This window comes from Pseudoalteromonas sp. 4NS20-0020 (assembly GCF_057554385.1).
The window spans coordinates 194,815-220,940 of record NZ_BAAJMI010000001.1 but is presented as its reverse complement, the minus strand read 5'-3'; the positions used below and the strand labels follow the sequence as shown (position 1 = coordinate 220,940).

Annotated in this window: 25 protein-coding genes, 3 tRNA genes, 1 pseudogene and 1 riboswitch; of the genes and pseudogenes, 10 read left to right on the top strand and 19 right to left on the bottom strand. The window is 41.5% G+C overall.

What is annotated here, in order from left to right:
• The first annotated feature begins 5 nt into the window (after positions 1 to 5).
• A complete protein-coding gene (locus tag AC27JL_RS00935) occupies positions 6 to 473 on the top strand; it encodes a chemotaxis protein CheX (RefSeq protein WP_006792077.1) in 468 nt (155 codons plus the stop codon).
• Entirely contained in the window at positions 470 to 898 is a 429-nt protein-coding gene (locus AC27JL_RS00930; protein WP_487194596.1) for a secondary thiamine-phosphate synthase enzyme YjbQ, read from the top strand. The genes AC27JL_RS00935 and AC27JL_RS00930 overlap by 4 nt, the downstream gene beginning before the upstream one ends.
• Before the next feature lie 224 nt (positions 899 to 1,122).
• Here the strand turns inward: AC27JL_RS00930 and AC27JL_RS00925 are convergent.
• From AC27JL_RS00925 to orn, 4 genes are all read right to left on the bottom strand, one after another.
• Positions 1,123 to 1,198, bottom strand: a tRNA-Gly gene (locus AC27JL_RS00925).
• Between the two features lie 93 nt (positions 1,199 to 1,291).
• Positions 1,292 to 1,367: transfer RNA gene (locus AC27JL_RS00920), tRNA-Gly, on the bottom strand.
• Positions 1,368 to 1,405: 38 nt separating this feature from the next.
• A tRNA-Gly gene (locus tag AC27JL_RS00915) sits at positions 1,406 to 1,481 on the bottom strand.
• A 170-nt stretch (positions 1,482 to 1,651) separates the two neighbouring features.
• The gene (orn, locus tag AC27JL_RS00910) at positions 1,652 to 2,197 is read right to left on the bottom strand and encodes an oligoribonuclease (RefSeq protein ID WP_006792074.1); all 546 of its coding nucleotides are present in this window, start codon (positions 2,195 to 2,197) and stop codon (positions 1,652 to 1,654) included.
• Between the two features lie 162 nt (positions 2,198 to 2,359).
• Between orn and rsgA the strand changes: the two genes are divergently transcribed.
• On the top strand, positions 2,360 to 3,418 hold the full coding sequence (gene rsgA, locus AC27JL_RS00905; RefSeq protein WP_058428330.1) for a small ribosomal subunit biogenesis GTPase RsgA: 1,059 nt from the start codon (positions 2,360 to 2,362) through the stop codon (positions 3,416 to 3,418).
• 15 nt (positions 3,419 to 3,433) lie between these two features.
• Positions 3,434 to 4,312, top strand: a complete 879-nt coding sequence (asd, locus tag AC27JL_RS00900; protein ID WP_006792072.1) for an archaetidylserine decarboxylase — start codon at positions 3,434 to 3,436, stop codon at positions 4,310 to 4,312.
• Positions 4,313 to 4,473: 161 nt separating this feature from the next.
• On the opposite strand, the gene AC27JL_RS00895 is transcribed toward asd, so the two are convergent.
• The 8 genes from AC27JL_RS00895 to AC27JL_RS00860 all read right to left on the bottom strand — a co-directional run bounded on the left by AC27JL_RS00895 (position 4,474) and on the right by AC27JL_RS00860 (position 12,090).
• A complete protein-coding gene (locus tag AC27JL_RS00895; protein WP_487194595.1) occupies positions 4,474 to 5,223 on the bottom strand; it encodes a HesA/MoeB/ThiF family protein in 750 nt (249 codons plus the stop codon).
• The gene (gene thiE / locus AC27JL_RS00890; RefSeq protein ID WP_487194594.1) at positions 5,216 to 6,742 is read right to left on the bottom strand and encodes a thiamine phosphate synthase; all 1,527 of its coding nucleotides are present in this window, start codon (positions 6,740 to 6,742) and stop codon (positions 5,216 to 5,218) included. Before thiE ends, AC27JL_RS00895 begins: the two co-directional genes overlap by 8 nt.
• 13 nt (positions 6,743 to 6,755) lie before the next feature.
• Positions 6,756 to 7,547 carry a thiazole synthase gene (locus tag AC27JL_RS00885; protein ID WP_286890165.1) on the bottom strand — a complete coding sequence of 264 codons (792 nt, stop codon included), beginning with the start codon at positions 7,545 to 7,547 and terminating at the stop codon, positions 6,756 to 6,758.
• 4 nt (positions 7,548 to 7,551) lie between these two features.
• Entirely contained in the window at positions 7,552 to 7,746 is a 195-nt protein-coding gene (thiS, locus tag AC27JL_RS00880) for a sulfur carrier protein ThiS (protein WP_006792068.1), read from the bottom strand.
• Positions 7,747 to 8,754, bottom strand: coding sequence for an FAD-dependent oxidoreductase (locus tag AC27JL_RS00875; RefSeq protein WP_487194593.1), 1,008 nt, complete (start codon positions 8,752 to 8,754; stop codon positions 7,747 to 7,749).
• Positions 8,755 to 8,859: 105 nt separating this feature from the next.
• Positions 8,860 to 10,812 (bottom strand): phosphomethylpyrimidine synthase ThiC, encoded by a 1,953-nt coding sequence (thiC, locus tag AC27JL_RS00870; RefSeq protein WP_487194592.1) that lies wholly within the window; start codon positions 10,810 to 10,812, stop codon positions 8,860 to 8,862.
• A 144-nt stretch (positions 10,813 to 10,956) separates the two neighbouring features.
• A riboswitch (TPP riboswitch) is annotated at positions 10,957 to 11,065 on the bottom strand.
• A 100-nt stretch (positions 11,066 to 11,165) separates the two neighbouring features.
• Positions 11,166 to 11,564, bottom strand: a complete 399-nt coding sequence (locus tag AC27JL_RS00865; RefSeq protein ID WP_487194591.1) for an META domain-containing protein — start codon at positions 11,562 to 11,564, stop codon at positions 11,166 to 11,168.
• 121 nt (positions 11,565 to 11,685) lie between these two features.
• Positions 11,686 to 12,090: an acyl-CoA thioesterase gene (locus tag AC27JL_RS00860; RefSeq protein WP_058428325.1), complete on the bottom strand. Its 405-nt coding sequence runs from the start codon at positions 12,088 to 12,090 to the stop codon at positions 11,686 to 11,688.
• Between the two features lie 129 nt (positions 12,091 to 12,219).
• On the opposite strand from AC27JL_RS00860, the gene AC27JL_RS00855 reads away from it, so the two are divergent.
• The gene (locus AC27JL_RS00855; protein ID WP_487194590.1) at positions 12,220 to 14,337 is read left to right on the top strand and encodes a TonB-dependent receptor; all 2,118 of its coding nucleotides are present in this window, start codon (positions 12,220 to 12,222) and stop codon (positions 14,335 to 14,337) included.
• A 253-nt stretch (positions 14,338 to 14,590) separates the two neighbouring features.
• On the opposite strand, the gene epmA is transcribed toward AC27JL_RS00855, so the two are convergent.
• Both epmA and efp read right to left on the bottom strand, forming a co-directional pair.
• The gene (gene epmA, locus AC27JL_RS00850; protein WP_487194589.1) at positions 14,591 to 15,565 is read right to left on the bottom strand and encodes an elongation factor P--(R)-beta-lysine ligase; all 975 of its coding nucleotides are present in this window, start codon (positions 15,563 to 15,565) and stop codon (positions 14,591 to 14,593) included.
• A gap of 100 nt (positions 15,566 to 15,665) precedes the next feature.
• Complete coding sequence (gene efp / locus AC27JL_RS00845; RefSeq protein WP_006792061.1) at positions 15,666 to 16,232, bottom strand: elongation factor P; 567 nt, start codon at positions 16,230 to 16,232, stop codon at positions 15,666 to 15,668.
• A 41-nt stretch (positions 16,233 to 16,273) separates the two neighbouring features.
• On the opposite strand from efp, the gene epmB reads away from it, so the two are divergent.
• Positions 16,274 to 17,287 (top strand): EF-P beta-lysylation protein EpmB, encoded by a 1,014-nt coding sequence (epmB, locus tag AC27JL_RS00840; RefSeq protein ID WP_243532626.1) that lies wholly within the window; start codon positions 16,274 to 16,276, stop codon positions 17,285 to 17,287.
• Positions 17,288 to 17,295: 8 nt separating this feature from the next.
• Here the strand turns inward: epmB and AC27JL_RS00835 are convergent, their stop codons facing one another.
• Positions 17,296 to 17,505 (bottom strand): hypothetical protein, encoded by a 210-nt coding sequence (locus AC27JL_RS00835; RefSeq protein ID WP_006792059.1) that lies wholly within the window; start codon positions 17,503 to 17,505, stop codon positions 17,296 to 17,298.
• Positions 17,506 to 17,576: 71 nt separating this feature from the next.
• On the opposite strand from AC27JL_RS00835, the gene AC27JL_RS00830 reads away from it, so the two are divergent.
• Entirely contained in the window at positions 17,577 to 17,867 is a 291-nt protein-coding gene (locus AC27JL_RS00830; protein WP_008130233.1) for a hypothetical protein, read from the top strand.
• A gap of 40 nt (positions 17,868 to 17,907) precedes the next feature.
• Here the strand turns inward: AC27JL_RS00830 and AC27JL_RS00825 are convergent, their stop codons facing one another.
• Positions 17,908 to 18,399, bottom strand: a complete 492-nt coding sequence (locus tag AC27JL_RS00825; RefSeq protein ID WP_006792057.1) for a DUF3016 domain-containing protein — start codon at positions 18,397 to 18,399, stop codon at positions 17,908 to 17,910.
• 271 nt (positions 18,400 to 18,670) lie between these two features.
• Here AC27JL_RS00825 and galE point away from each other — a divergent pair, with 271 nt between their 5' ends.
• Positions 18,671 to 19,687 (top strand): UDP-glucose 4-epimerase GalE, encoded by a 1,017-nt coding sequence (galE, locus tag AC27JL_RS00820; protein WP_487194588.1) that lies wholly within the window; start codon positions 18,671 to 18,673, stop codon positions 19,685 to 19,687.
• A gap of 44 nt (positions 19,688 to 19,731) precedes the next feature.
• Here the strand turns inward: galE and zapE are convergent.
• Positions 19,732 to 20,841: pseudogene (gene zapE / locus AC27JL_RS00815) on the bottom strand (cell division protein ZapE).
• A 59-nt stretch (positions 20,842 to 20,900) separates the two neighbouring features.
• On the opposite strand from zapE, the gene rsuA reads away from it, so the two are divergent.
• Complete coding sequence (rsuA, locus tag AC27JL_RS00810; RefSeq protein ID WP_487194587.1) at positions 20,901 to 21,599, top strand: 16S rRNA pseudouridine(516) synthase RsuA; 699 nt, start codon at positions 20,901 to 20,903, stop codon at positions 21,597 to 21,599.
• Between the two features lie 27 nt (positions 21,600 to 21,626).
• Here the strand turns inward: rsuA and AC27JL_RS00805 are convergent, their stop codons facing one another.
• Together AC27JL_RS00805 and AC27JL_RS00800 are read right to left on the bottom strand one after the other, a co-directional pair.
• Positions 21,627 to 22,400: a YggN family protein gene (locus AC27JL_RS00805; protein WP_006792053.1), complete on the bottom strand. Its 774-nt coding sequence runs from the start codon at positions 22,398 to 22,400 to the stop codon at positions 21,627 to 21,629.
• Between the two features lie 147 nt (positions 22,401 to 22,547).
• Positions 22,548 to 24,977 carry a zinc-dependent metalloprotease gene (locus AC27JL_RS00800; RefSeq protein ID WP_487194586.1) on the bottom strand — a complete coding sequence of 810 codons (2,430 nt, stop codon included), beginning with the start codon at positions 24,975 to 24,977 and terminating at the stop codon, positions 22,548 to 22,550.
• Between the two features lie 154 nt (positions 24,978 to 25,131).
• Between AC27JL_RS00800 and AC27JL_RS00795 the strand changes: the two genes are divergently transcribed.
• On the top strand, positions 25,132 to 26,100 hold the full coding sequence (locus tag AC27JL_RS00795; RefSeq protein ID WP_487194585.1) for a class 1 fructose-bisphosphatase: 969 nt from the start codon (positions 25,132 to 25,134) through the stop codon (positions 26,098 to 26,100).
• Positions 26,101 to 26,126 lie beyond the last annotated feature (26 nt).

Here is a 26,126-nt window from a genome sequence, read left to right as displayed (position 1 = left end):
TCAGTATGAATGTAGAGTTTATCAATCCTTTTTTATCATCATTAATCAACGTGTTAAGCACCATGGCACAAACACAGTTGAAACCTGGTAAACCGCGCATTAAAACTGATGAAGTCGCCTGTGGCGATGTATCTGGTTTAATTGGTATGGTTGGCCCGCAAACGCGTGGGTCGTTCTCAATCACATTTGACGAAAGCCTAGCTCTTACAATTATGGAACGTATGCTTGGCGAGCGCCCAGACACTATTAATGAAGAAGTCACAGACATGGTGGGTGAAATCACTAATATGGTAACCGGTGGTGCAAAAAACCTGTTAGGCGAAAAAGGGTTTGATTTTGATATGGCTACACCTATTGTTGTTTCAGGTGCGGGCCATACAATAACACATAAAAGCCAAGGCAAAAAAATCATAATGCCATTTAGTAGCGACGCTGGCACAGCCAATATAGAAGTTAGTTTCGATACACTATGAGTTGGCAACAAAAAACAATTTCACTAAAACCTCGTTCTCGGGGTTTTCACTTAATTGATGATGACGTTTTAAACCAACTCCCCGAAATTGCCCACTACAAAGTAGGCTTACTGCATTTATTTATTCAACACACATCAGCAAGTCTAACGATTAACGAAAATGCCGATCCTACTGTGCGTATGGATATGGAAAGTCACTTCAATAAATTTGTACCTGAGCGACAGCCTTATTATCGTCATGATTATGAAGGCGACGACGATATGCCTGCCCACATAAAAACCAGCACACTTGGTTGTGAATTAAGTATTCCAATTTCAAATGGATACTTAGCTTTAGGAACTTGGCAGGGTATTTATTTAGGCGAACACCGAGATGTTGGTGGCGCAAGGCGCATTATAGCAACTATTGAAGGTGAGCTGCTTTAACTGAAATTTCAAAACTTCTCAGTCAAAAAGTATCCCCCCCTCTTAATTCAACTATACGACCTCAGGATAAAATATCGCTTTATTAATGAAAAGCTGGCTCTGCGCAAAAGTGATAACGTCAAATAATCAAAGCCTGAATGCTGAATATTACAAATAGGAAAAGTTAGGTAATAAAGGTTTGAATTATGCTTTTTAATGAAGATATTTTGAAGGGATAAAAATATTGGAGCGGTACACGAGGCTCGAACTCGTGACCTCGACCTTGGCAAGGTCGCGCTCTACCAACTGAGCTAGTACCGCATTTTTACTTCTTTAGTTATTTTACGTTGGTGCGCGACAGGTCGCGTTCAACACTCTAGCAACTGAGCTAGTACCACATTTTTGGTTAGAAATTGGAGCGGTACACGAGGCTCGAACTCGTGACCTCGACCTTGGCAAGGTCGCGCTCTACCAACTGAGCTAGTACCGCATTTCTAAATTTCAACTCCAATTTCTTTGGTGAGAAATTGGAGCGGCACACGAGGCTCGAACTCGTGACCTCGACCTTGGCAAGGTCGCGCTCTACCAACTGAGCTAGTGCCGCATTATGGTTAGTCAGTAATTTATCCGTTGGTGCGCGACACGTCGCGTTCAACATTCCGGCAACTGAGCTAGTGCCGCATAATCGCTTGCTCAAGCGCACTAACCCCGCGGGGGTTATCGTCTTGAGCGGGGCAGGATTCTACAATAATACGATGTGTTTGCAAGTGTTTTTTACAAATTAAAGAATTTTTCTCTGTATACCTTCAATTCCATAATCGAATCTTTAATGTCGTCTAAGGCAAGGTGAGAGCCTTTTTTATTTACTTGAGCGAGCACTTCTGGTTTCCAACGTCTAGCAAGTTCTTTAATCGTACTTACATCAAGGTTGCGGTAATGGAAAAAATCTTCGAGTTCACGCATATATTTATTCATAAAGCGTCTGTCTTGCCCAATTGAGTTACCACACATTGGGGATGCGCCTGCTGGCACCCATTGTTTTAAAAACTCTAATGTTTGCGCTACCGCATACTCTTCATCAAACGCACTTGCTTTACAACGCGCAGTTAAGCCTGATTTACCGTGCTGAGTAGTACACCACTCGTCCATACCATTAAGTAATTCATCGCTTTGATGAATAGCAATAGTTGGCCCCTCAGCTAATATATTAAGGTCTGCATCAGTGACAACAGTTGCAATTTCAAGTATTTTATCGGTCGCAGGTTCAAGTCCGGTCATTTCCAGATCGAGCCAAATTAAGTTTGATTTATTAATAGTCATAATTACCTTAAACGGTGCTTTTCTTTAGATCCAACGCATTTCGATATATCATATTAGCATCAACCGTCGAGCTAAAGCTTTTTTTATACCAACTCGGTTAAGTATTATTGCGAATTGGTATTATGCTCAAAGCCGACATTTAAACAAGGTTATAGGCCAAACGTGGCAAAACAGAAAAAATTAAGTAAAGGCCAATCGCGTCAGATAAAGGCCAATCATCAAAAGCGTATTAACAGCGCAGGTTCAAAACCAGCTAAAAAAGGTGCCCAAGAGTGGCAGGCAGATAATTTAGGTCAGGTTGAAAGCGCCATTGTGATCAGTCGATTTGGCCAGCACGCTGATGTTGAAACGCAAAATGGAGACGTGCTTCGCTGTAATATACGCCGAACGGTATCTAATTTAGTATGTGGCGACGAAGTGTTATTTCGTCGCGCTAAAGTAAGTGAAGGCGATTTAGCTGGAGTTATTGAAGCAACACAAGAGCGTCGCTCGCAACTTACTCGCCCCGATTTTTACGATGGGGTAAAAGTAATAGCTGCAAATATTGACCAAATACTTATGGTTTCTGCTGTATTACCTGAGTTTACCCCTAGCATTATTGATCGCTATTTAATTGCCTGTGAGGATATGGGTATTGAGCCTATTTTAATCCTCAACAAAATCGACTTAATCGACGAAGCCGGCCTTAAAGATATTCAAAACGTGCTCGATATTTATCGCACATTAAATTATCGCGTACTGCTTGTCAGCAATATAACCGGTGAAGGAATTGATGAGCTTAAAGACATGCTTGTTGGTAAAAATAATATTTTTGTAGGTCAAAGTGGCGTGGGTAAATCAACCCTAGTAAATACTGTACTGCCAAATGCCGAAATATTAACGAAAGAGGTATCAGAAAACAGTGGCTTAGGCCAACACACCACAACGGTATCACGCCTTCATCACTTACCCACTGGCGGTAACTTAATTGACTCGCCGGGTATTCGTGAATTTGGGTTGTGGCATTTAGACGTTGAGCGTGTGACTTGGTGCTTTAAAGAATTTAGAGAATTTATAGGTGGATGCCGCTTTAGAGACTGCAAACACTTAAATGACCCGGGCTGTATAATTAAAGAAGCCGTAGCCAATGGCGACATTTCGCAACTACGCTTTGACAGCTATCACCGAATATTAGAATCAATGGCCGATGGCCGTGCCGGCGCTCGTGCGCCGCGTGTATAATTAAGGAAAAATACCGTGAGCTTAGACAAATTTAAAATCGCAATGCAGTACGCAATGCCAAAACACTTTATTTCGCGCGTTGTGGGTAAATTAGCAGCTGCAAAAGCCGGTGCGTTAACAACAACGCTTATTAAACTGTTTATCAAGCAATATAAAATAGATATGAGTGAGGCTAAATATTCAGACCCGTCTCATTACAAAACATTTAACGAGTTTTTTACTCGTCCACTCAAAGACGGCGTTCGTCCAATGGTTGAAGACGCTGATACAATAATTCATCCAGTAGATGGTGCAATTAGCCAGCTAGGCGACATAGTTGATGGACAGCTTATTCAAGCCAAAGGCCACGACTATAGCTTGCAGGCACTTCTAGGTGGGTCTGAGGACGATACAACTGCGTTTTTAGGTGGTAAATTTGCAACTATTTATTTAGCACCAAAAGATTACCACCGTATTCATATGCCTATTGATGGCACATTAAGCAAAATGATTTACGTACCGGGCGATTTATTTTCGGTAAATCCGCTTACAGCGCAGAATGTTCCCAACTTATTTGCGCGTAACGAGCGTGTAGTGGCTATTTTTGAAACGGAAATAGGTCCACTCGCTATGGTATTGGTAGGCGCAACTATTGTCGCTAGCATAGAAACTGTTTGGGCCGGTACTGTTACTCCACCAGCAGGTAGTGATGTATTTAGTTGGAATTACCCGACCAGCGGTGAAAACGCAATCACACTTAAGAAAGGCGAGGAAATGGGTCGCTTTAAATTAGGCTCAACGGTAGTGCTTGCATGGGGTGCTAATAAAGCAAACATACTAGATGATCAACTACCAGAAGTGGTTACTCGCTTAGGTACTGCGTTTGCAAAAATTAAAGAAAGTGAAGAGCTATAAGTTTTTAGTTTTTAGTTTTTAGTTTTTAGTTAAAGATTAAAAGCACCGCGTTTATGACAAATGCGGTGCTTTTTTATTGGTAGACAATGAGCTTGCTCACGTTAGAAGCCCAGCTTCTCATGGCTTAGCCCCGAGTTTAGCCACGCGAATTACCTCTTATTTTATCCACCACACTCTTTACAGTTTAAATCTTTAACTACTTTAAAATGTTGCTGCTTTAAACTCAGCGCATCAAAAGTAATAAATGCACTCCCCTCAACATGTCCGAGTAAAAAATTAAGCGTAAGTTGTGCCTGCATAGAACCAACAATCCCTAATAAAGGGCTTATTACCCCCGCATTACTGCAATTAATAGCGGGTGCTTCACTCGTTTTTGGAAAAATACAGCCGTAGCAAGGGCTTTGAGTCTGTGTAAAATCAAAGCCCATTAACTGCCCGCTTGTCGCGATAGCAGCGCCAGCTATTAAACGCGTTTTATTTGCTAAGCAATACCGGTTCACGGCATAGCGCGTGGTAAAATTATCTGAGCAATCAAGTACTACATCGGCATTGCTTAAAAGCTCAGCGCAATTCTCCTCATAAAGCTTTTTACTGTGCGTCACTATGTGTATTTGATTATTGAGGCTCGTTAACACTTTACCAGCGGCCGCTACCTTGCTTTGCCCTAAATGATTAACTTTATAAAGCACTTGCCGCTGTAAGTTTGAAAGCTCAACGGCATCATCGTCTATTAAAATAAGCGAACCAATACCTGCCGCCGCTAAATACAAAAGTGCTGGGCTGCCTAAACCGCCTGCACCGACTACAGCAACAGTGGCAGACTTTAGTGCTAACTGCCCTTCTAGCCCCACTTCTTTTAATAATAAGTGGCGGCTATAACGCAGGGTTTCTTTATCGCTGAGCTTATCCATTTGGCTGGTTTATAGCACTTTGTAGCGAGCTAATAGCTGCAATATAGTCATCCGCTTCACTAATGGCCCTTACTACCGCAACACTACCGACGCCTGTATTAGCAACTTCATTTGCGCGGGTTAAATCAATTCCGCCAATGGCAACCGTTGGGTAGCTTTGCATTAATGGCACACACTTTTTAAGTTTATCGAGCCCTTGTATTTGCCCTGTCATATCTTTGGTCGTGGTTGGATAAATAGCGCCAAATGCCATATAACTTGGTCGGTAATTATGCGCACGCAGCATTTCATAAAAACCATGAGTCGAAAGCCCAAGCCTTAAACCCGCCTCTTTAATGGCGGCTAAATTAGCAATGTCTAAGTCTTCTTGGCCTAAATGCACGCCATAAGCACCGTGCTTTATTGCTAACTGCCAGTAATCATTTATAAATACGTGAGCGCGGTACTTTTTACCCAGTTCAACAGCCTGTTTTATGAGTTCATCAAGCTCAGTCTCAGTTTTATTTTTAACACGTAATTGCGCTGTTTTGATCCCTTGCTGTAAGCACTTTTCTAGCCAGTCATTACTATCAACAACCGCGTACAAGCCTAATTGTTTACTTTCACAAAGTGCAAAATCAGCGGCCATATTAAACTCAAGCGGCACATCAAAATCAAGTTCATCACCAAGCCAGCTACCTGGCTCTATAACTTGAGGGTAGTCGTCTAAATGTGTAGGAAATGATGTTTGCGCTACAGGCCCTATTCCTTCACCGTATCTAACCGACTGCTTTAAACCTTGGTTTATATAAGCTTTGGCTAAAATAAAGGCATCTTTTAGTGGGTAATCTTTTGCTAAACACGCTGCAATAACCGACGCCATACTGCACCCCGTACCATGGTTGTGTGGGGTTTGAATTTTTTTATTACCTAGCCAATATTCTTCGTTATTTTGTATGCAGTAATCAATACAGTAACCACTAGGGAAATCCCAATGCCCACCTTTAATAACCACTGACTTTGCTCCCCAACTTAGCAGTTTATTTGCTGCGTCTTTAACGGCGCTTGGGCCAATTAAATATACGCCGGTTAATAATTGAGTCTCGTGCGTGTTAGGTGTTATTACATCCACCAGCGGCAATAAGCACTCTTTAATAGCGCTTACGGTATCTTCTTCGGTTAATACATCCCCGCTTGAAGCAATAGCAACGGGGTCGTAAACAATCACTGGTGGAACTGGCCATTTAGCTTTGTAGTGGCTTATGTGTTCACTGATTAATTGAATTTGCTGCACATTTGCTAACATGCCAATTTTAATTACTTTGGCCTTCATGTCTTTTTCAAGTGCCAAAAGCTGTGATTCAATAATATCGGTAGACACCGCATTAATAGCTTCTACACCTAAACTATTTTGCGCCGTAAGCGCGGTAATTGCGGTACAGCCATGTACACCAAAACTTTGCATCGCCTTTATATCGGCTTGAATACCTGCGCCACCGCCAGAATCAGATCCGGCAATTGTCCACACTACGTTATTCATATATTTTATTTCCTTACTGCTGATGCCAAAACGGCATGCCCATTGTAGGAGTTGAGGGTGCTGCGAGGTCTTTTTCGGGCATTGCTTTAGCGTTATAAGCAAAGCGCCCTGCCTCAACCGCCGCCTTAAATGCAAGGCTCATAGTTTTTGGGCAACCCGCCCCAGCAATGGCTGAATTTAATAATACAGCATCATACCCTAATTCAAGCGCTTGGCAGGCATGCGACGGTAGACCTAACCCTGCATCCACAATAAGTGTTGTATTTGGTAAGCGCTCACGAATCGTTTTTAAATTGTAACTATTTAACAAGCCTTTTCCTGTACCTATTGGTGCCCCCCATGGCATAAGCACTTCGCATCCTAGGTCATTTAAACGCTGACAAAGCACTAAATCATCGGTGCAATAAGGCAGTACTTTAAACCCATCGTTAATTAGTATTTCTGTGGCTTCAAGCAAAGCAAATGGATCAGGTTGCAAGTTATAGTCATCACCTATCAGCTCAAGCTTAATCCAATCGGTAGCAAATACTTCACGACACATTTGAGCAAGGGTTACCGCTTCTTTTACGCTGTGACACCCAGCCGTATTGGGCAATATTTTTAAACCCGTATTTTTTATCAATTGCCAAAAGTCATCACCTGCTTCTGCACTTTGCTGGCGCCTTAGTGATACCGTGACAACCCCCGCACCAGACGCTTTAATTGATTGCGTCATAATATCTGGCGATGGATACAAAGCAGTGCCAATTAGTAATCGGCTATTAATTGCTTCACCATAAATATTTAACGTGTCTTTTACTTGCATGCGCCTACCCACCTTGAATGGGCGATAACAATTCAATGCTATCCCCTTCATTTATAACAAAACCGTTATGCTGACTTTTTGGTATAAATACGCCATTAACAGCCACCGCATAAGGGGCAATTGCTCCATACTCTTTTAATATCTCAAGTAACGCATGAGAGGTTAAATCTAAAAGCTCACCGTTTAACGTAATCTTCATTTAATACTCACCTATGTACGATAGCGCTTGTGCAACAAGAACAGGGGCTAACATATAGCCATGACGATATAAGCCATTAATGCTAATAACATTTCCTGATTTTTTTACTTGCGGTCTGTTGTCACTAAACGCAGGGCGAAGCCCTGTTTGAACCCCTAATAAACGCCCTTCTGCAAACCCACTATGCACAGTGTAAGCTGCCGACAATAGTTCTAGTGTTGAACGAACAGTGGCTGGGCCGCTGTCTTGCGATTCAATTTCAGTTGCACCAATGACATATTCATTATTAGGTTTTGGTGCAATATAAATAGGATACCGCGGATGCATTAATCGCACTGGGCGCGTTAAATTAACTTCTGGTGCATAAAGTCGCGCAACCTCACCTCTTACACCACGAAGCAGTTGCTCCTTTTTTGCGCCAAGCCCTCTGCAATCAATAATAAAATCAAACGGGCGATTATTAATTTCACCATTTTTGATAGTTACCCGCTGATTAAACACAAACTTTACTTTTCGCCTGTTAAGCATGCTGTAGCTTGCTTTATAAAAGGCTTGATTATCTATTTGCCCTTCACAGGGTAAAAACACACCTTGGCTAAAACGATTCGCAAGCTCAGGCTCTAACTGCGCTATTTTCTGAGCATTTAAAGCCTCAGCATTGTGCCCAGCTATGGGTTTTATTCGCTGGGTAAAGCTTTGTAGGTCGCCTTTATCTTGTTGATGTGCAACCACTAATGTGCCTTGCTGCTGAAAAAACACATCGTGTTCAAGCTCTTCTATTATTTGTGGCCAGCGATTTATCGAATCCAATCCCATTTGCGCTAAATCGGCTTCACACAATACCGACTCAGCCAATGGCGCAAGCATAGCTGCTGCAACTTTGCCTGCACTATTGAGAGCATGTTCATCATCGGCCTCAAACACACTCACATTGTGCTGCTTACTTAGCTCAAGTGCAGCAAGCCTTCCTGCTAAACCAAATCCAACAATGGCAATATGGTACTGCATAAAAAATCCTTCATTGGCTTGCCGCGAGTCACAAACTACATGCAATCTTGCGCTAAGGTAGCCACCTCATTGCACGTAGATAGATATCCGCAGCCTAAGGTCGAGTTATATCGCTTTGTGATAAATTTCAGAGCCCGTTTGCTTAAACTCCTCTGATTTAGCTTTCATTTGTGCTTCTACATCAATCATTTTAATTTCAATAGCCTCACCCGCGTTATTAGGATCAATACCACGCTCCTCTAAATCGTTAGCGTAATCGCGTACCTCTTGGCTGATTTTCATAGAGCAAAATTTAGGGCCACACATAGAGCAAAAATGAGCTACTTTGCCCGACTCTTGTGGCAGTGTTTCGTCGTGGTATTCGCGTGCACGTACAGGGTCTAAACCAATATTAAATTGGTCATGCCATCTAAACTCAAAACGCGCTTTTGACAAGGCATTATCGCGCTCTTGCGCGCCTGGGTGTCCTTTAGCTAAATCGGCGGCATGCGCTGCAATTTTGTAGGTAATTAAACCTTCTTTAACGTCTTCTTTATTTGGTAAGCCTAAATGTTCTTTTGGCGTTACATAACACAACATAGCACAGCCATACCACGCTATTTGCGCCGCTCCAATACCCGATGTAATGTGGTCGTACCCTGGTGCAATATCGGTTGTTAGTGGGCCTAGAGTATAAAATGGCGCTTCGCCACAATGTGCTAGTTGCTCATCCATGTTGGCTTTAATCATGTGCATTGGCACATGCCCTGGCCCTTCAATAAATACTTGTACGTCATGCTTCCATGCTATTTGTGTTAGCTCGCCTAATGTACGTAACTCACTAAATTGTGCTTCATCGTTTGCATCAGCAATAGAGCCTGGGCGAAGGCCATCGCCTAATGAAAAACACACATCGTATTGTTTTAAAATTTCACAAATATCTTCAAAGTGCGTGTATAAAAAGTTCTCTTTATGGTGCGCTAAACACCATTTGGCCATAATAGAGCCACCGCGCGACACAATACCTGTAACACGTTTTGCCGTCATAGGTACGTAGCGCAAAAGCACACCGGCATGAATAGTAAAGTAGTCAACGCCCTGCTCTGCTTGTTCAATTAAGGTATCGCGGAATATTTCCCACGTTAAGTCTTCAGCTACACCGTTTACTTTTTCAAGGGCCTGATAAATAGGCACAGTACCAATGGGTACAGGCGAGTTACGTACTACCCACTCACGTGTTTCGTGAATATAGCGCCCTGTTGATAAATCCATGACGGTATCGGCGCCCCAACGAGTCGACCACACCATTTTTTCTACTTCTTCTTCAATAGATGAAGTGACCGATGAATTACCTATATTAGCGTTCACTTTAACCAAAAAGTTACGGCCCACAATCATTGGTTCGGTTTCTGGATGGTTGATATTGTTAGGTAAAATTGCGCGGCCGCGTGCTATTTCGTCACGTACAAATTCAGGGGTTATAAAATCGGGAATACTCGCGCCAAACGACTCGCCCTTATGCTGCGCAGCTAATAATTCTTCGCGAATCTTTGCACGCCCCATATTTTCTCGCACTGCAACGTATTCCATCTCTGGCGTTACAATACCTTGGCGGGCGTAATGCATTTGTGTGACATTTTTGCCCGCTTTACCACGGCGAATTTTTGGTAGGTGATCAAAACGAATATGATCAAGTCCATCATCAGCCATACGCTGCTGTGCAAACTGCGAGGTGACCGAATCGAGTACTTCTGTATCGTTGCGCCCTGCAATCCATTGCTCACGAAATTTTGGTAACCCTTTACGTACATCTAATTCAAAATTTGGGTCAGTGTACGGGCCCGATGTATCGTAAACACGAAGTGGCTCATTAGATTCATACACCGGATTTTCGTCGGTGCCACCAATAAACGTATCACTGAGTGTTATTTCGCGCATACCTACACGCACGCCTGGCTGGCTACCTTCAACGTACACTTTTTGAGAATTTGGAAATGGCTGCCCTGTTAAATTATAAATATATTCAGATGCAGCTGCGCGCGTTTCGCGACGCGATGATTTATTTGTAGTGTTTGACATGACTTACCTCATAACTAAAGGGTTGTCTTGTCAGATATTCCAAAAGGAATAGAGAAAGATCGTAAAGTAGCTTCATGCCACTTTGCAGCCTATAAAAATGGGTATCACTTTATTGCACGCATAAAAAAAGACGCACAAGCGTCCCGTTTAAGGCAGCTTGTTCCCTACGCAGGTATTAACCTGATCAGGTTCACGGATCCCGCTTTCGCGATCTCAGCCTAAGCAACATACTTAGGCACTCCGACAAGTATATAAATTGTTCGTTGATTTAATAAACAATCTTATTAAATCTGCGTTGAGTGTACGCCAGTTAAAAAAGACCCGCAAGGGGTCATTTTTTAAAACTCTAAAATTTATTTAGCAACAAATACAAACTTTTGCTCGCCTTGCATAACTAATTTTTGACCTTGCATGCTAAGCGTTGCACCTTGCTTTAACGTTTTTAAAAACTGCTGTTCAAACTGATCTGTTTTTTCGCCGCAAGATTTTCGGGTCATTCCAACTTTTTGCACACTAAGGCTACTTTCGTTAAGTTCACCCTCGCCAAAAAATCGGTTACATCCTGCAAACCCATTTACTTGAAGCGCTTCTATAAAGCTAACGGAGGCCGTGTATTGTTCCTCTAAGGCTAGATCATCAATTGTAGATAACTGCCATTGTGTGTACTTTAGCTGCTCACTGGTAACGGTCCCTGTTGATGCGCAACCAACACATAAACCGATTATAAGCATCGGTATTGCTGCTAATTTCATACTGCTACTAACTCATTGTCTAATTAATGTCATAATAACAATATTTATGCGATTTATCCGTTAAATTTGCATGTTTTAAATGTAATTTTTTGTTCATAAAACGTTATATATGGAATATGAGTTAGCCTAAATCATTATTGTTGAATAGGGTTTGCATTTCGGGTGGTAAAAAAGGACGCCCTTTTTCGTTAACGGCAGTACCTATTACTTTTGCTTTGAGCATTACTTGCTGGTCGTGTTTACGTACAATAGTTTGCTCAAACGCAAACTTTAAACGACTTAGACGAACGGGCTTTACAGACACATAAAATTCATCTTCTGGCACCAATGAGTGCTTGTAATCAACTTCACTACGAATCACAACTAAATTAACTTTTTGCTTAGCAAGTAATGCAAAGTCAACACCGTTCGAAAATAGGAATTCATGGCGGGCATGTTCTAAATAATTAAAATAAACACTGTTATTAACGATCCCTTGTAAATCGCATTCGTAATGACGTACTTTAAAATCAACTTTAAAAGTCATATTAGTAATCCTAGTTTTTTTACGTATAATCGCTGCGTTATAACACAGGTATAAAAATAATTACTAGGGTCAGTTTATCTTTTAAGATTAATACTAAAAGGTCAACAGACCCCAGCATAAGCCCCTAAAATGGAGTTAAGTAACAAAATGAACTTACGTTTGTCTTTAATCACTGCCGCACTTTTGCCGCTAATGAGCGCCCCTTTTTCAGCTAATGCTGATGATAGCGACATAGAAAAAATAGTGGTCACCGGTGACTTTCAACGAGAAACTATTCAAACTTTAAGTGCCAGTGCAAGTTTACTCAGTGAAGAAGAAATAAGCCTACGTGGTGCAAGTTACTTAGACGAAGTATTAGGCAGTGCCGCTAACGTAAACTTCACTGCGGGTGCGTCTCGTGGGCGTTTTATACAAATTCGTGGCGTGGGTTTACGCTCACAATTTGTTGACCCTATCAACCCTTCAGTTGGTTTAGTTATTGATGGCATTAACTACTCTGGCCTTGGCGGCAGCTCATTATTATTTGATATTGACCAAGTAGAAATTTACCGTGGGCCACAAGGAACACGTTTTGGTGCAGACGGCATGGCCGGTATGATCCAAATGCAATCAGCTAAAGCAACTAGCGATCCGAGTTTAAAACTTCACTTAGGTGCTGGCACATACAACAGCCATGAAGCAGGCCTTGCAGCAAGCACTGGTTTGACCGACGATACAACGGCTCGTGTTAGTTACTTTCGCAGAAAATCTGACGGCTACGTAGACAACTTATACCTGAACGAGTCAACACAAAATCAAGACGAGCAAGTTGCACGCTTTAAGTTAAACTCTCAGCTTACTGAAAACCTAAACACTGAGTTAAATTTTCATTATATTGATATAAACAATGGTTACGATGCTTTTACGCTCGACAACAGCCGCGACAGCGTTGCGGATGAACCAGGTCAAGATAACCAAAAAAGTTACGCGGTAGGTATTGCTAACACTTACACGGGTTTCGATAAATTTGATGTAAGCCTTAATGTTTCAGCAATCGATAGCGAGTTACTTTACAGCTACGATGAAGACTGGGTATGTAATGATATTAACGAGCCGCAACTTTGTGCTGCAGGCTTACACCCTTGGGGTTACAGCTCTACTGATATTTATAATCGCGATCGCGATGATCAATCAGCTAACTTACAGTTTAACGATAAAACCGGTAACTGGGTTGCGGGTCTTTATTATCAAAACCGCGATGTTGATTTAGAGCGCCAATACACATGGCTTGCAAGCCCATTTGCCTCTACCTATGAAACCAGCAATATTGCATTGTATGGCCAAGTAGCAACCCCTATTGGCCCAAAAACCACTTTAATAACAGGCCTACGTGTTGAGCAATACCAAGGTGATTACACCGACAGTAACGGTTTTATACAAGAAACCGACGATGTTATGCTCGGTGGTAAAGTCGCGCTTGAGTATCAAGTAATAGATCGCACTATGATCTACGCAAGTATTACGCGTGGCTACAAAGCCGGTGGTATTAACTCTGAAGCGCTTGCAAAAGCAAAAGATGAAGGCCTAAACCTAGACGCTAACTTTTTTCAACAGCACACCAGCTTCGACCCTGAATACTTATGGAGCGGTGAGTTTGGCGTTAAAGGATCATCACTTGATGACGCTTTAACGCTTCGCTTAGCAGCATTTTATATGCACCGCGACGACATTCAATTAAAAGCATGGCAAGTTGAAGGCCAGCAGTTTACAGGCTACGTTGATAACGCAAGCTCTGGTAGTAACTACGGCCTCGAAATTGAAGGTAATTACCGACTTACCGATAACTTATTGTTAACTGGTAGCGCTGGTTATTTAGACACAGAAATAGATGACTTTGTAACGCAATCTGGTTTAAACCAAGATGGACGTGAGCAAGCGCAATCGCCTAAATACCAATACGCATTCACTGCACGCTATAACTTTACCAACGCTTTTTATGCCATGGTGGGTATTGAGGGAAAGGATGATTACTACTTCTCAGATAGCCATAACTCAAAAGCGCCTAACAGCAACTTAGTTAATTTAAGCTTTGGCTACGAAACTGATATGTGGTCAGTACGCGCATGGGCACGCAACGTGTTTGATGAAGCTGTGCCGACGCGTGGTTTTGAGTTCGGTAACGACCCACTTGATGGCTACGAAACGCATACCTACACACAATTAGGTGAGCCAAGAGTAGTGGGTATAACGTTTACTTTAGAGCTGTAAGTTGTAAGTTGTAAGTTGTAAGTTGTAAGTTGTCAGTTGTCAGTTGTCAGTTGTCAGTTGTCAGTTGTCAGTTAAAGATTAAAAAACACCGCGTTTAATTAAAGCGCGGTGTTTTTATTTATAGACGTCGAGCTTGCTCACGTGAGAAGCAACGCCTCTAATTACTTTAATTTAAGTACAATCGATATAATCAAACAACCTTTCAAAGCCTCGCTTTAACGCGCCAGCAAGCTGTGCGCTTACAGGGCAAGTATCAGGCTCTATCTACATCAAAGGCAATTACATCTTTAATTTTGTCTTTGTTAGTTGCTAGCATTACCAGCCTATCAATCCCCAATGCTACGCCTGAACATTGCGGTAAACCATGCTCCAATGCAGCAATTAAGCGCGAATCCATCGGAACTTGTTTTAAACCGTGCGCTTCACGATACTGGTTATCTTCATCAAAGCGTTTAGCTTGTTCTGTTGCGTTGGTTAGCTCGTTAAAGCCATTCGCAAGCTCCATATTTTTATAATAGAGTTCAAAACGACCAGCGACTCGCTCATCGTGTTCACAAATTTGCGCTAATGCCGCTTGTGAGGCAGGAAAGTGATAGACAAAACAGGGTTTAGTTTGCCCAATGCTCGGTTCTACTTTCATACAAAATAACAGCTGTAGCAAGGTATCTTTATGAGTTTCGTTTTTAGCTATGTCAGCAAAGCCGTGCTCACAAGCATGCGCCTTTAGTTGATCTAAAGATGCTGTCAATGGATCCAGGCCTAATACTTGTTTAAATGCATTCTGATAAGTAATACGCGTTGCTGGCTCCACATCAAGTACACACTGCATTAGCTCATCCATTTCATCCATCAATGCAAATTCGTCAAACCCAGGGCGATACCACTCAAGCATCGTGAACTCAGGGTTATGATGGCTGCCCGCCTCTTCATTTCTAAATGCTTTGCAAAGCTGAAAAATAGAACCTGAACCGGCCGCTAACAAGCGTTTCATTGCAAACTCGGGGGATGTTTGTAAATAAAGAGGCAAACCACCAGCATGCCCGGGGCCCATAAATGAAGTATTAAAACTTGCCAAGTGAACATCAGTGACACTAGCAGCACTTAAGCTCGGTGTTTCTACTTCCATTACATCTCGTACGTAAAAAAATTCACGAATCGTGCGTAAAATTTCTGCGCGTTGCTTTAATGTTTTTATATTTGCGCTGGGCGCCCAAAGTGTTGCTGACATATTTTCTCCAAAAAAAATCCCAGCATAGGCTGGGATTCATACCAATTCGCTTAGGCCGTGTTGCTCTTTGCGAATTGGTATTATTAAGCTACGTTAAATATTACTTAACACGGCCTACGTACTCACCACTGCGGGTGTCTACTTTAATTACTTCGCCAATTTGAACGAATAATGGAACACGAACTACTGCACCCGTGCTAAGTGTTGCTGGTTTACCACCCGTGCCCGCTGTATCACCTTTTAGGCCAGGATCTGTTTCAGTGATCTCAAGCTCTACAAAGTTTGGTGGAGTAACTGCAATTGGGCTGCCATTCCATAGTGTGATAGTACATACATCGTTTTCAACTAACCATTTGCCAGCATCGCCTAAAGCTTTCTCGTCAGCAGCAATTTGCTCAAATGTTTCGTTATTCATGAAATGCCAAAATTCACCGTCTGTATAAAGATACGCTAAGTCCGTATCCATAACATCAGCACCTTCAACCGATTCACCTGATTTAAAGGTTTTTTCAAGTACCTTGCCAGAAATAAGCTTGCGGATACGAACACGGTTAAACGCTTGGCCTTTACCAGGTTTTACCATTTCATTTTCTAAGATACTGCAAGGCTCGCCGTCCATCATAATTTTTAGGCCGCCCTTGAACTCGTTGGTGCTATAATTCGCCATCGTTTCCTCTATTTTAATTTTTTCGAGTAATCTACGTGCCAATGATACAAAGAAATGAAGCAAATTTGCATAAAAACTGGCAAAAAGAATTAGCAAATGTAGTTACCTGTCCAAAAACCTTGCTTGAAATGGTTGGTTTATCGAGCCAAGTCCATGAAAACGACCTAAAAGCTCGCAGTTTATTTCCGGTACGGGTGCCAGTGCCTTTTATAAAAAAAATGCGTAAAGGTGATGCAAACGATCCTCTATTGCTGCAAGTTATGCCTCGTCATCAAGAGTTTTTAAAAAAATCGGGGTTTAATAAAGATCCTTTGCTTGAGCAAGACAACGATCAACCCGGGATTTTACATAAGTATAAATCGCGTGTTTTAGTTATGTTTAAAACCGGTTGCGCGGTAAATTGTCGGTATTGTTTTAGACGTCATTTTCCGTATCAAGAAAACCAACTTAATAAAAAAAGCCTACTAGATGCCCTTAGCTATATAAAATCAGATACCAATATAAACGAAGTGATCTTAAGTGGTGGCGACCCGCTTATGGCCAAAGACGATGCCATTAGCTGGTTTTTAGATGAGCTTGAAAAATTACCGCAAATAAAACGTATGCGAATACACAGCCGTTTGCCTGTGGTAATACCTGCGAGAATTACCGACGAGCTATGTGCCCGCTTACAAAAATCACCACTAAAAATTGTATTTATAAACCATATAAATCACGCCAACGAAATAGATGATGAGTTTAAAGCCGCAATGCAAAAGCTTAAACATGCAGGCGTTATGCTATTAAATCAAGCGGTTATTTTAAAAGACGTGAACGATACGGTTGACGCACAAATAAATTTAAGTGAAGCGTTATTTGATGCCGACGTGCTGCCGTATTATTTGTATTTGCTAGATAAAGTTGAAGGCGCAAGTCACTTTGATATTAACGAAGAGCAAGCAATAAAAATAATGGCAGAGCTTTTAAAAGCTCTGCCCGGATTTTTAGTGCCTAAATTAGTAAGAGAAATAGGCGGTCAAAAAAGTAAAACCCCTATAGATCTCAAACTCATTTAGAGCGACATTTAAACGTATACGTTTATGTTATTACCAAGTGTTGCAGTCACCGATTTAGCCGGTGTTTGCGCACTTGATGATTGCGCAGCACCTTCAATTAGTGCAAGCGCAGCTGCGCCGTCTGCCTGTTGCTGTTTTTTAGCCAAAGAAGCGCTGTAAACTTCACCACTTTCGCTAGCCCCTGACATAACGGGTAAACTTGAACCTGATATATTCATATTACTAACCTGACTTTTAAATGTAATCCACGTATTATATCGGCCATGCAGTACAAAGCTTTAGGAAAACCATGGATTCTATAATTGAACAACTCAACGCTAACTTAAAAATTGTTTATCGTCAGGCACTTGATGCCGACAAAAAACTAGACGAATTACAACAACAAGGCCATGGTAAATTTAAAGCCTTATTTGGAAAAGACGCTGGTTTTGACTTTGAAGCAAAGCGTTTCAAACCCTATGTACTAGACGTTGCAGCCGACGTAGAAAGTTTATCAACCGATGGCTTTAACGAAGAAAAGTTAAAAACAACCGTCATTAAATTACAACAGTTACTCACTTTACTCGCCACGTTTAAATAACCAAAGTTAATCACTTGCCGCTCTTAAGCGGCAAGTTAACTCAATCAATACTTGTTAATACTTGTTCGCCAAACCACTGTGTGAGTAATCTTTTTTCGTGGTCAAATGACTCCTCTCGGCCTCTTCTTATTCTATCCATAAAGCCCATGTCTTTGAGTTCAACATCATTTGCTTCACTTATTACATCGCCTTCTTTATTAACTAACGAATAGTTCAGGTTAATACGTGGGAAAAAAATAGGTTCAACAACGCGTATTTCACTTGTGCCACTGAAACGTACATCACCAGCTAAATCAACATCTGTAATTTCGACATTCAGCTTATAATCTTTTGGCAGTTGCTCAGCAAGCTTGGAAAAATGTTTTTCAAACTGCTTAGTAATTTGCTTATGGTAAGACGCTTTAGTTTGGTTTGATGCACGCACATCGCGATAGTCTTTAAAGTCATGCCACTTAACTGCAGACTCGCCAGCATGTGTAAATAGTGGCAATACAACACACAGTGCCATTGAAATTTTTGTAACTGAGTTCATAGCTATCTCCAAAAAGTAATCCATAACACAACGTATATGGTGTGACTTTATTGCTTACCTTAATTAAATAATCCTAACAGATATATATTAACTATAACTTAATCATAGTTGTTAAATGTAATTATAAACGAACAAAATGTAATCTGATGTACCTTTTAAAACTACTTTAAACCATCTTCTTTGCAAACAAAAAATTAAATATAAAGCATGTAAACTATGCCATTTTATGTTGAAATTAAAACAACTGAATAAAGAACCCTACGGAGCTTTCATGACTATTTTAGTAACCGGTGGCGCAGGCTATATTGGCTCGCATACCGTTTTAGAACTTTTGCAACAAGGAAGTGATGTTGTTGTTATAGATAATTTAGCAAATTCATCGCAAGAGTCTCTGGCTCGCGTTAAACAAATTACGGGAAAAGAAGTAACTTTTTATCAAGGTGACATACTCGATAAAGCTTTTTTAGATTCAGTATTTGTAAAGCATACGGTTAACAGCGTTATTCATTTTGCAGGCTTAAAGTCGGTTGGCGAATCGGTTGCTAAACCAGTAGAGTATTACCAAAATAATGTGCAAGGCACGTTAACCTTAGTTGATGCTATGCGAGATGCGGGCGTATTTAAGTTAGTATTTAGCTCATCTGCCACCGTTTATGGCGACCCTGCAAGCTTACCAATCAAAGAAGACTTCCCTGTAGGCGGTACTACCAACCCTTATGGCACATCTAAGTTAATGGTTGAAATGATGCTCCAGGATATCGCTAAATCTGACGAGCGCTTTGCGTTTGCTATTTTGCGTTATTTTAATCCTGTAGGTGCTCACGAATCGGGCCTAATTGGTGAAGATCCTAATGGCATTCCTAATAATTTATTACCATTCATTGCTCAAGTAGCAGTGGGTAAACTCAAGCAGTTAGCCGTATTTGGTGATGATTACGACACCATTGATGGCACAGGCGTACGCGACTACATTCACGTTGTAGATTTAGCTATTGGCCACTTAAAAGCGCTTGATAAAATAGCTACAAATACGGGTGCACTTGTATATAACCTTGGCACTGGTAATGGCTATTCTGTTCTGCAAATGGTTAATGCATTTATTAAAGCAAGTAACCAAGCAGTACCATACCAAGTATCACCTCGTCGCCCTGGCGATATTGCTGCATGTTACGCCGCACCAGAAAAAGCCCTTAATGAGCTGGGCTGGGAAGCTAAACGCGGAATTGATGCCATGATGCAAGATACATGGCGCTGGCAGTCAAACAATCCAAATGGCTACAGTAAGTAAAGTCATTAAATTTGCGCTTAGCCACAAACCGTTAAGCGCGTTTTTTACCAATTTTGCATTTCTACTAGCCGCGATTGCGTTCGCGCATATTCAAAGCTTAGCTTTTTACCCACATATAAATGCTCTATATTTACCTGAGCATTGATGATCAGTAATTTTTGACAGTCATAAAATTCATCCACTAATGCAATAAAGCGCCGAGCCTCGTCGTCTAAAGTGTGTTCTTCAAGCGTTTGCTTTTCCCGCTGGTAGCTATCTTCTATTCCATGCACAATCGTTTTACCCGTTGCGGTTTCACCCATTTTAGGCACATTATTAACGTACAATACATCAAACTGGGATGCTAAAAACATATAGTCGTTTGCACTACGTGGGCCTGAACATAAAGCCATAAAATCAATGATTACGGCTCTAGGCGCTTTTAATTGGTAGCTAAGTTTACGGCCGTGAATCGTAATTACATCTGAAAAAGTAACCTGTGAATTCGCTTGCACAAAAATAGCTTTAAAATCATCACTCGGTAAGTTGATATAATAGTGGCGGCTATTTTTACCATATCTAAAGCGATGATCCTCCTCACCGGCCACATTGACTATGTGGCAGTGGTTGTTAATTAAATCGATAGTAGGTAAAAATCGCGCGCGTTGCAGGCCGTTGCTATAAAGCTGTTCTGGTTTTGCATTAGAGGTAGCCACCAGCACTAAACCTTGCTCAAACATCGCTTTAAACAATCTAGCCATAATCATGGCATCGCCAATGTCGCTGACAAAAAACTCATCAAAACATAATACTTTAATGTTTTTAGCCCATTTTTTCGCTATCAATGTAAGCGGATTAGCGTGGCCTTATAGCTCAGCTAATTGACTATGAACATGTGCGATAAAATGATGAAAGTGAAGTCGCTGTTTTTTTACCACTGGCACATTGTTATAAAATAAATCCATTAACATAGATTTACCGCGCCCTACCGGCCCATACAAATAAACTCCATTTATATTTGGTGTTTTTTGCCACCATTTTACCGGTGTCTGAAGTTGTATGCTTAAGGTATTTAATGCCATAACCGCACGTTGCTGGGCAGCATCGTACGTCAGCTCACCAGTGGCCACTTTGGCCTTATATAGGTTTAAAATTAGTGTGCTGTGCACTGTCATGGTATTTCACTATCGGCTATAATCGCGCCCATTGTAGCCGACTAAAAATGTGAACCAAAATGAAATTCCCTTGCCGTTTAGATAAATTTATTAGCCACTTAGCAGAAGTACCGCGCACGCAAGCCCGCGCTAGTATTAAGCGTAAAGAAGTAAGCGTAAATGGTGAGGTGATTACAGCACATAACTTTCAGTTAGCAAAAGAAGATGCCGTATTACATAACGGTGAGCCATTAGTATTTTTAGGTAAACGTTACTTTATGCTAAATAAGCCTGTTGGTTATGTGTGCGCAAATAGTGACGACTTACACAAAACAGTTTTTGACTTACTTGATGAGCCAAATATGAGTGACTTTCATGTGGCAGGCCGATTAGATATAGACACAACAGGCTTAGTTATTATCACTAACGATGGCGACTGGTCACATAAAATTACCTCACCACGCAGTAATAAATTTAAAACGTACCTAGTTGAAACCCAAGAACCAATTACCGACGAAGCGCTTGAGCAATTACGCGAAGGCGTTATGCTACACAATGAAAAAGATGCCACCCGCCCCGCTATTGCTGAGCGCTTAGCTAACTACGGTTTACGCTTATCAATTAGTGAAGGAAAGTACCATCAGGTAAAGCGCATGCTTTACGCCGTTGATAACAAAGTGGTTGAATTACACCGTGAGCAAATTACGGGTATTAAGTTAGATGAAGACTTAGCGCCAGGCGAATACCGCTTGTTAACTGAAAATGAGATAAAACTATAGGGCGGTCTGATAACGAACCACTTTCCCTTACGATTTAATTTGCACTAAATCAAAGTCTGCCATGCCCGGTACAATCGCTTGTAAGCGAGATTCGGTGACATCTAACGTATTAAGGTATTCGCAATATTCTGACGCTTTTAGCTCTAATTGGTCTGCTTTTTTTTGCAATGACTTATCAATCTCTTTCGTGATGATATCCATGCGTTGACCCATATCGTTAATGCGATCCTCAATATTGCCTTCACGCGATTTAAACGCATCCCCTAAAGACACTAAAATAGCACCTAACGAGCCATGAACCGCCGAGTGGATTTTTTGGCTTATTTCTTTTGTAAAAAAGTCATCGATTTGAGAAAGTGATTGAGGAGCTATAAAAAAAAAGTCGTCGCCTCGCTTAAACTTATCCATCAACGCGCGTTCTACGTATTGCAGTTGGGTTTTAAGTACTTCAGGCTCTTTATCCGACATGCCCTCAACCACCTGCTCAATAGCACTCAGCCCTAAATTAACACCGTCGGTGGCTAAATTTACAAGTTCGGGTACTGTTTGGCGAATGCCTTGGCTAAATTGCTCCAGTACTTTGCTTTCATCTTCACCTAAATCGACCCAATAGCCACGAATAAAGAGCTGGGTATTGTTGTTAATTTGCACTCGTGTTTGGCCTTTATCAACAATTCGTATTACGTCATCGGTAATAATTAGACCGTGTCTGAGTTCAACATCACACGGTTTTTGAGCAAAGGCAGCGGTACTTGAAAGTGCAATGGACAGCGATAAAATCGCACGAGATAAAAACGCCATATACACCTCAAAAAGACAAAAAATGGAAGGCAAGTAGGTTAACAAAAAACCAATTTTATGCAAGAAAAAACAGCGCTTGATACTATCGAAGCGCTGCTTATAAAGGCGTTTAAAGCTCAGGGCGTATTAACCTGCGCCCTTATAAAATTAAATGGGTGAACCTGGCGGTATAGGCAGAACCTTAAAGTTATTAGGCCACTCTCCATTAGCTAAAAAGTGTTTTACCTGTACCGCTAGGTATTGCTTAAATGCGCTTTCACCGGTGCTTGTATTACTCAGCATAGTGTTTTGATTAAAGTCGTCACTTAGCTTAACTAAGTAATAACGAAGCTGCGCTTGTACCTCTGGGCTTACATTATTATTTGCCACTAAGTCAGCAAACGTTTTTGCTGTTAAAAACTGTATACGCTGGGTTACTTTGCCTTTCATTGTGTCGGGCGACGATACATTATAAACATGGCTATACAACTGCTTTAATAACGCATCTAAACTGTAAAATTGGTTATTACGGGCTTGTTGTTGCGCTAAACGATTTAAGCGCTGTGGATTAAGCAACAACGATAAACTATGCTGCACTGCCACCTCTGGTAAAGCCATTGCATCAAGTGTTAACCCTGTACGCCCCACTACGCTTTCGCGCGATTTAGACTCACCATATGCTTTTGGCGGAATTAACGATAATACCGATTCAGGTATAACTAAATTTTTGGCTGTAAGCGTTGCTAAAATGGCATTAACTGCATCTTGTTGCACTTGCTTATCAACAACCTGAGCGCCTTGGACAGGCTCATCACCGCGTGTTTCATATTCGTAATTTACACCTGCAATTAACTTAACCACAGACTCAACTTGAAAACGATGAAATAAATAAAGTGGTACAAGCTTTTCTTCTAACTGAGATAGCGCAACACCGGACTTAATATTATTAATACCAAATTGCGAAAGTGCCTTTTTACGAACATCTAAAACACGTAAAAGCTCTTCTGATGGGTTAGCGCCGTTATCCCATAAGTGAGCCGTTGGATGAGCGCCCCCTTTAGCCCGCGCGTCAGAATCTGAAATAAACGCTAACCCTTTGGCTTTATTCTCTTTTAAAATTGCGGCCAGCTCTGCGCTTTCATCTTGATTTGTAAAGTCGCTATAACCGTATTTAATTACCTGCGTATCCCATACGCCCATACCGGTTGCATAGCCACGAGTTACATCAAGCTTGCCTTGTTCATTAAAGCTCAATAATGGGTGCGGGTAATCCATTACTGAGGCTCTATCACTTACTGATGCCGCAAAGTTATGGGCAATACCTAATGTATGGCCAATTTCATGGGCGCTTAACTGGCGAATACGATCAAGCGCCATAGCGTGTAAGTTTTTAGCAACTTCATCGCCTTTAAAATAAGGAGCAGCCAGCGCTTCTGCAATTAAAATATCTTGGCGAACACGAAGCGATCCTAAGGTTACATGTCCTTTTAATATTTCACCGGTGCGCGGATCAATAACTGAGCTTCCGTATGACCAGCCACGTGTTGCCCTATGCACCCACTGAATTACGTTGTAACGAATATCCATGGGGTCAACATTGGTTGGTAATACTTTAACAATAAACGCGTTTTTATATCCTGCAGCGCTAAATGCATCATTCCACCACTTACCGCCTTCAAGTAAGGCGCTTTTAACTGGCTCTGGTACACCGGGATCTAAATAATAAACAATAGGCTCAACCGGCTCGCTAATAGGTAAGCTCGGATCTTTTTTTGCTAAGCGGTGACGCGGTATATAACGAACATACATCGACTCGCCTAAAGGCGCTGCGTAATCTTTGTGTTCAATACTCCAAAAGCCCGATTGCGGGTTAAATTTACGTGGTGTGTAATTATCATCTGGTAATTGAATAAGTGAATGGTGCATATGTACGGTAACAGTGTACGGGTCGGCGCTAACTTGGCGTACAAACTTACCCGGCTTTGCGCCTTTAAATGTAAGCACGGCCTCAAGTTCGGTGTTTTTTACAAAGGCTTTTGAACGCGCCATGTAAACCGCACTTCGTGATTCATCAAGGTTAAAATTACCCTGCTTACGGGCAGCTAATGTACGGCTTACTCCATGTACATCGCTCAATAAATAAGGTGTGTAATCAATAAGTGCTGTGCTTTTTTCTTCTGCAACCACTTTAAAGCCCGCCAATATGCTTGATGCAAATGCCTCTTTAATACTTTGCTGTTCAGCTTTATTACTAGTATTAGCACGGTAGTAAGTATTTACAGCACGCAGCATAACTTTATCGCCAAAGCGCTCAAATTGTACCAAATGCGTGTTGCCAAGCTGGCCTCGATCAAGCCCAATATCGTTTGACCCTATCCCGTATGGCAAACTTTGTTGTAATAAAAACTGCTGCTCAAACTTATCTACCTTTAAATACACTTTGCCGTTTTGAGTATCGTAATAAAACGAGTAATACCCCGGAAAGTGGTTCATTTGTGTAGTAAATTCATCAATTGACTTAATTGCTGCGTGCGCTTGAGTTATGATAGAGCACAACACGGTAAAGAATATGTAACTTAGTAGTGGTATTTTTTTCATAATCTTATCTTTGTTATTGGCGTTTTAGGTACGATTAGGTGCCCCCATTATAGGGCGGTATTTAAACAATACAGATATTTAAGACGAATTTCAGCGCTCTAAACTAATCTCTCTCACATTATGATTGGTTTTAACACGTTATCAGGAAAATAGAATGCGTAGACTCCCTCCAGTATTGCTAGAAGATGGTTGCCCAAGAGAACTATTATCATTAATCCGAACTATTTTAGCGGCATGTAAAGAAATATCGTTTCGTGTTGGTCAAGGTGCGCTTTCTGGCGTATTGGGCTCAACACTTGATGAAAACATTCAAGGCGAAACGCAAAAAAAGCTCGATGTATTATCTAATCAGCTATTAAAAGATATTTTACTGGAGTCGGGCACAGTTAAAGCCATTGCCTCTGAAGAAGAAGATTACACCGTTGCAGGAAACCCCGACGCTAAATATATTGTGGCATTTGACCCACTTGATGGGTCGTCAAACACCGATATTAACTCGCTGGTAGGGACTATATTTTCAATTATGGAAGCGCCTGAAGGCTCAGATGCAGCAGACGAAAGTATTTTTATGCAACCTGGCCACAAGCAAGTTGCGGCAGGTTATGTACTTTACGGCCCATCAACAATGTTGGCGCTTAGTACAGGTAAAGGCACACGCATGTTCACCCTTGATAAAACCCAAGGGAGCTTTTTACTAACAGAAGACTTTGCCACTATACCTGCAGATACAAACGAGTTTGCAATTAATGCGTCTAATCAGCGTCATTGGCAACCCGCTATGCAAAACTACATAAATGATTTACTACAAGGCGATACCGGCCCGCGCGCTAAAAACTTTAATATGCGCTGGATTGCAGCCATGGTAGGCGATGTTCATCGCGTACTAAGCCGAGGCGGTGTATTTACTTACCCAACTGATACTAAAGATCCTAGTAAACCCAATAAACTGCGCCTGCTTTACGAAGCAAACCCAATGGCTATGCTAGTAGAACAAGCCGGCGGCATTGCCTCAACAGGGTCTGAACGTATTATGGATATTCAGCCAGAAGCTATCCACCAGCGTGTAGCGGTTATTTTAGGATCTAAAAACGAAGTAGAAACCTGCTTGGGATATCACAAGTAACCACGTTGTCAAAAAATACTAAAACC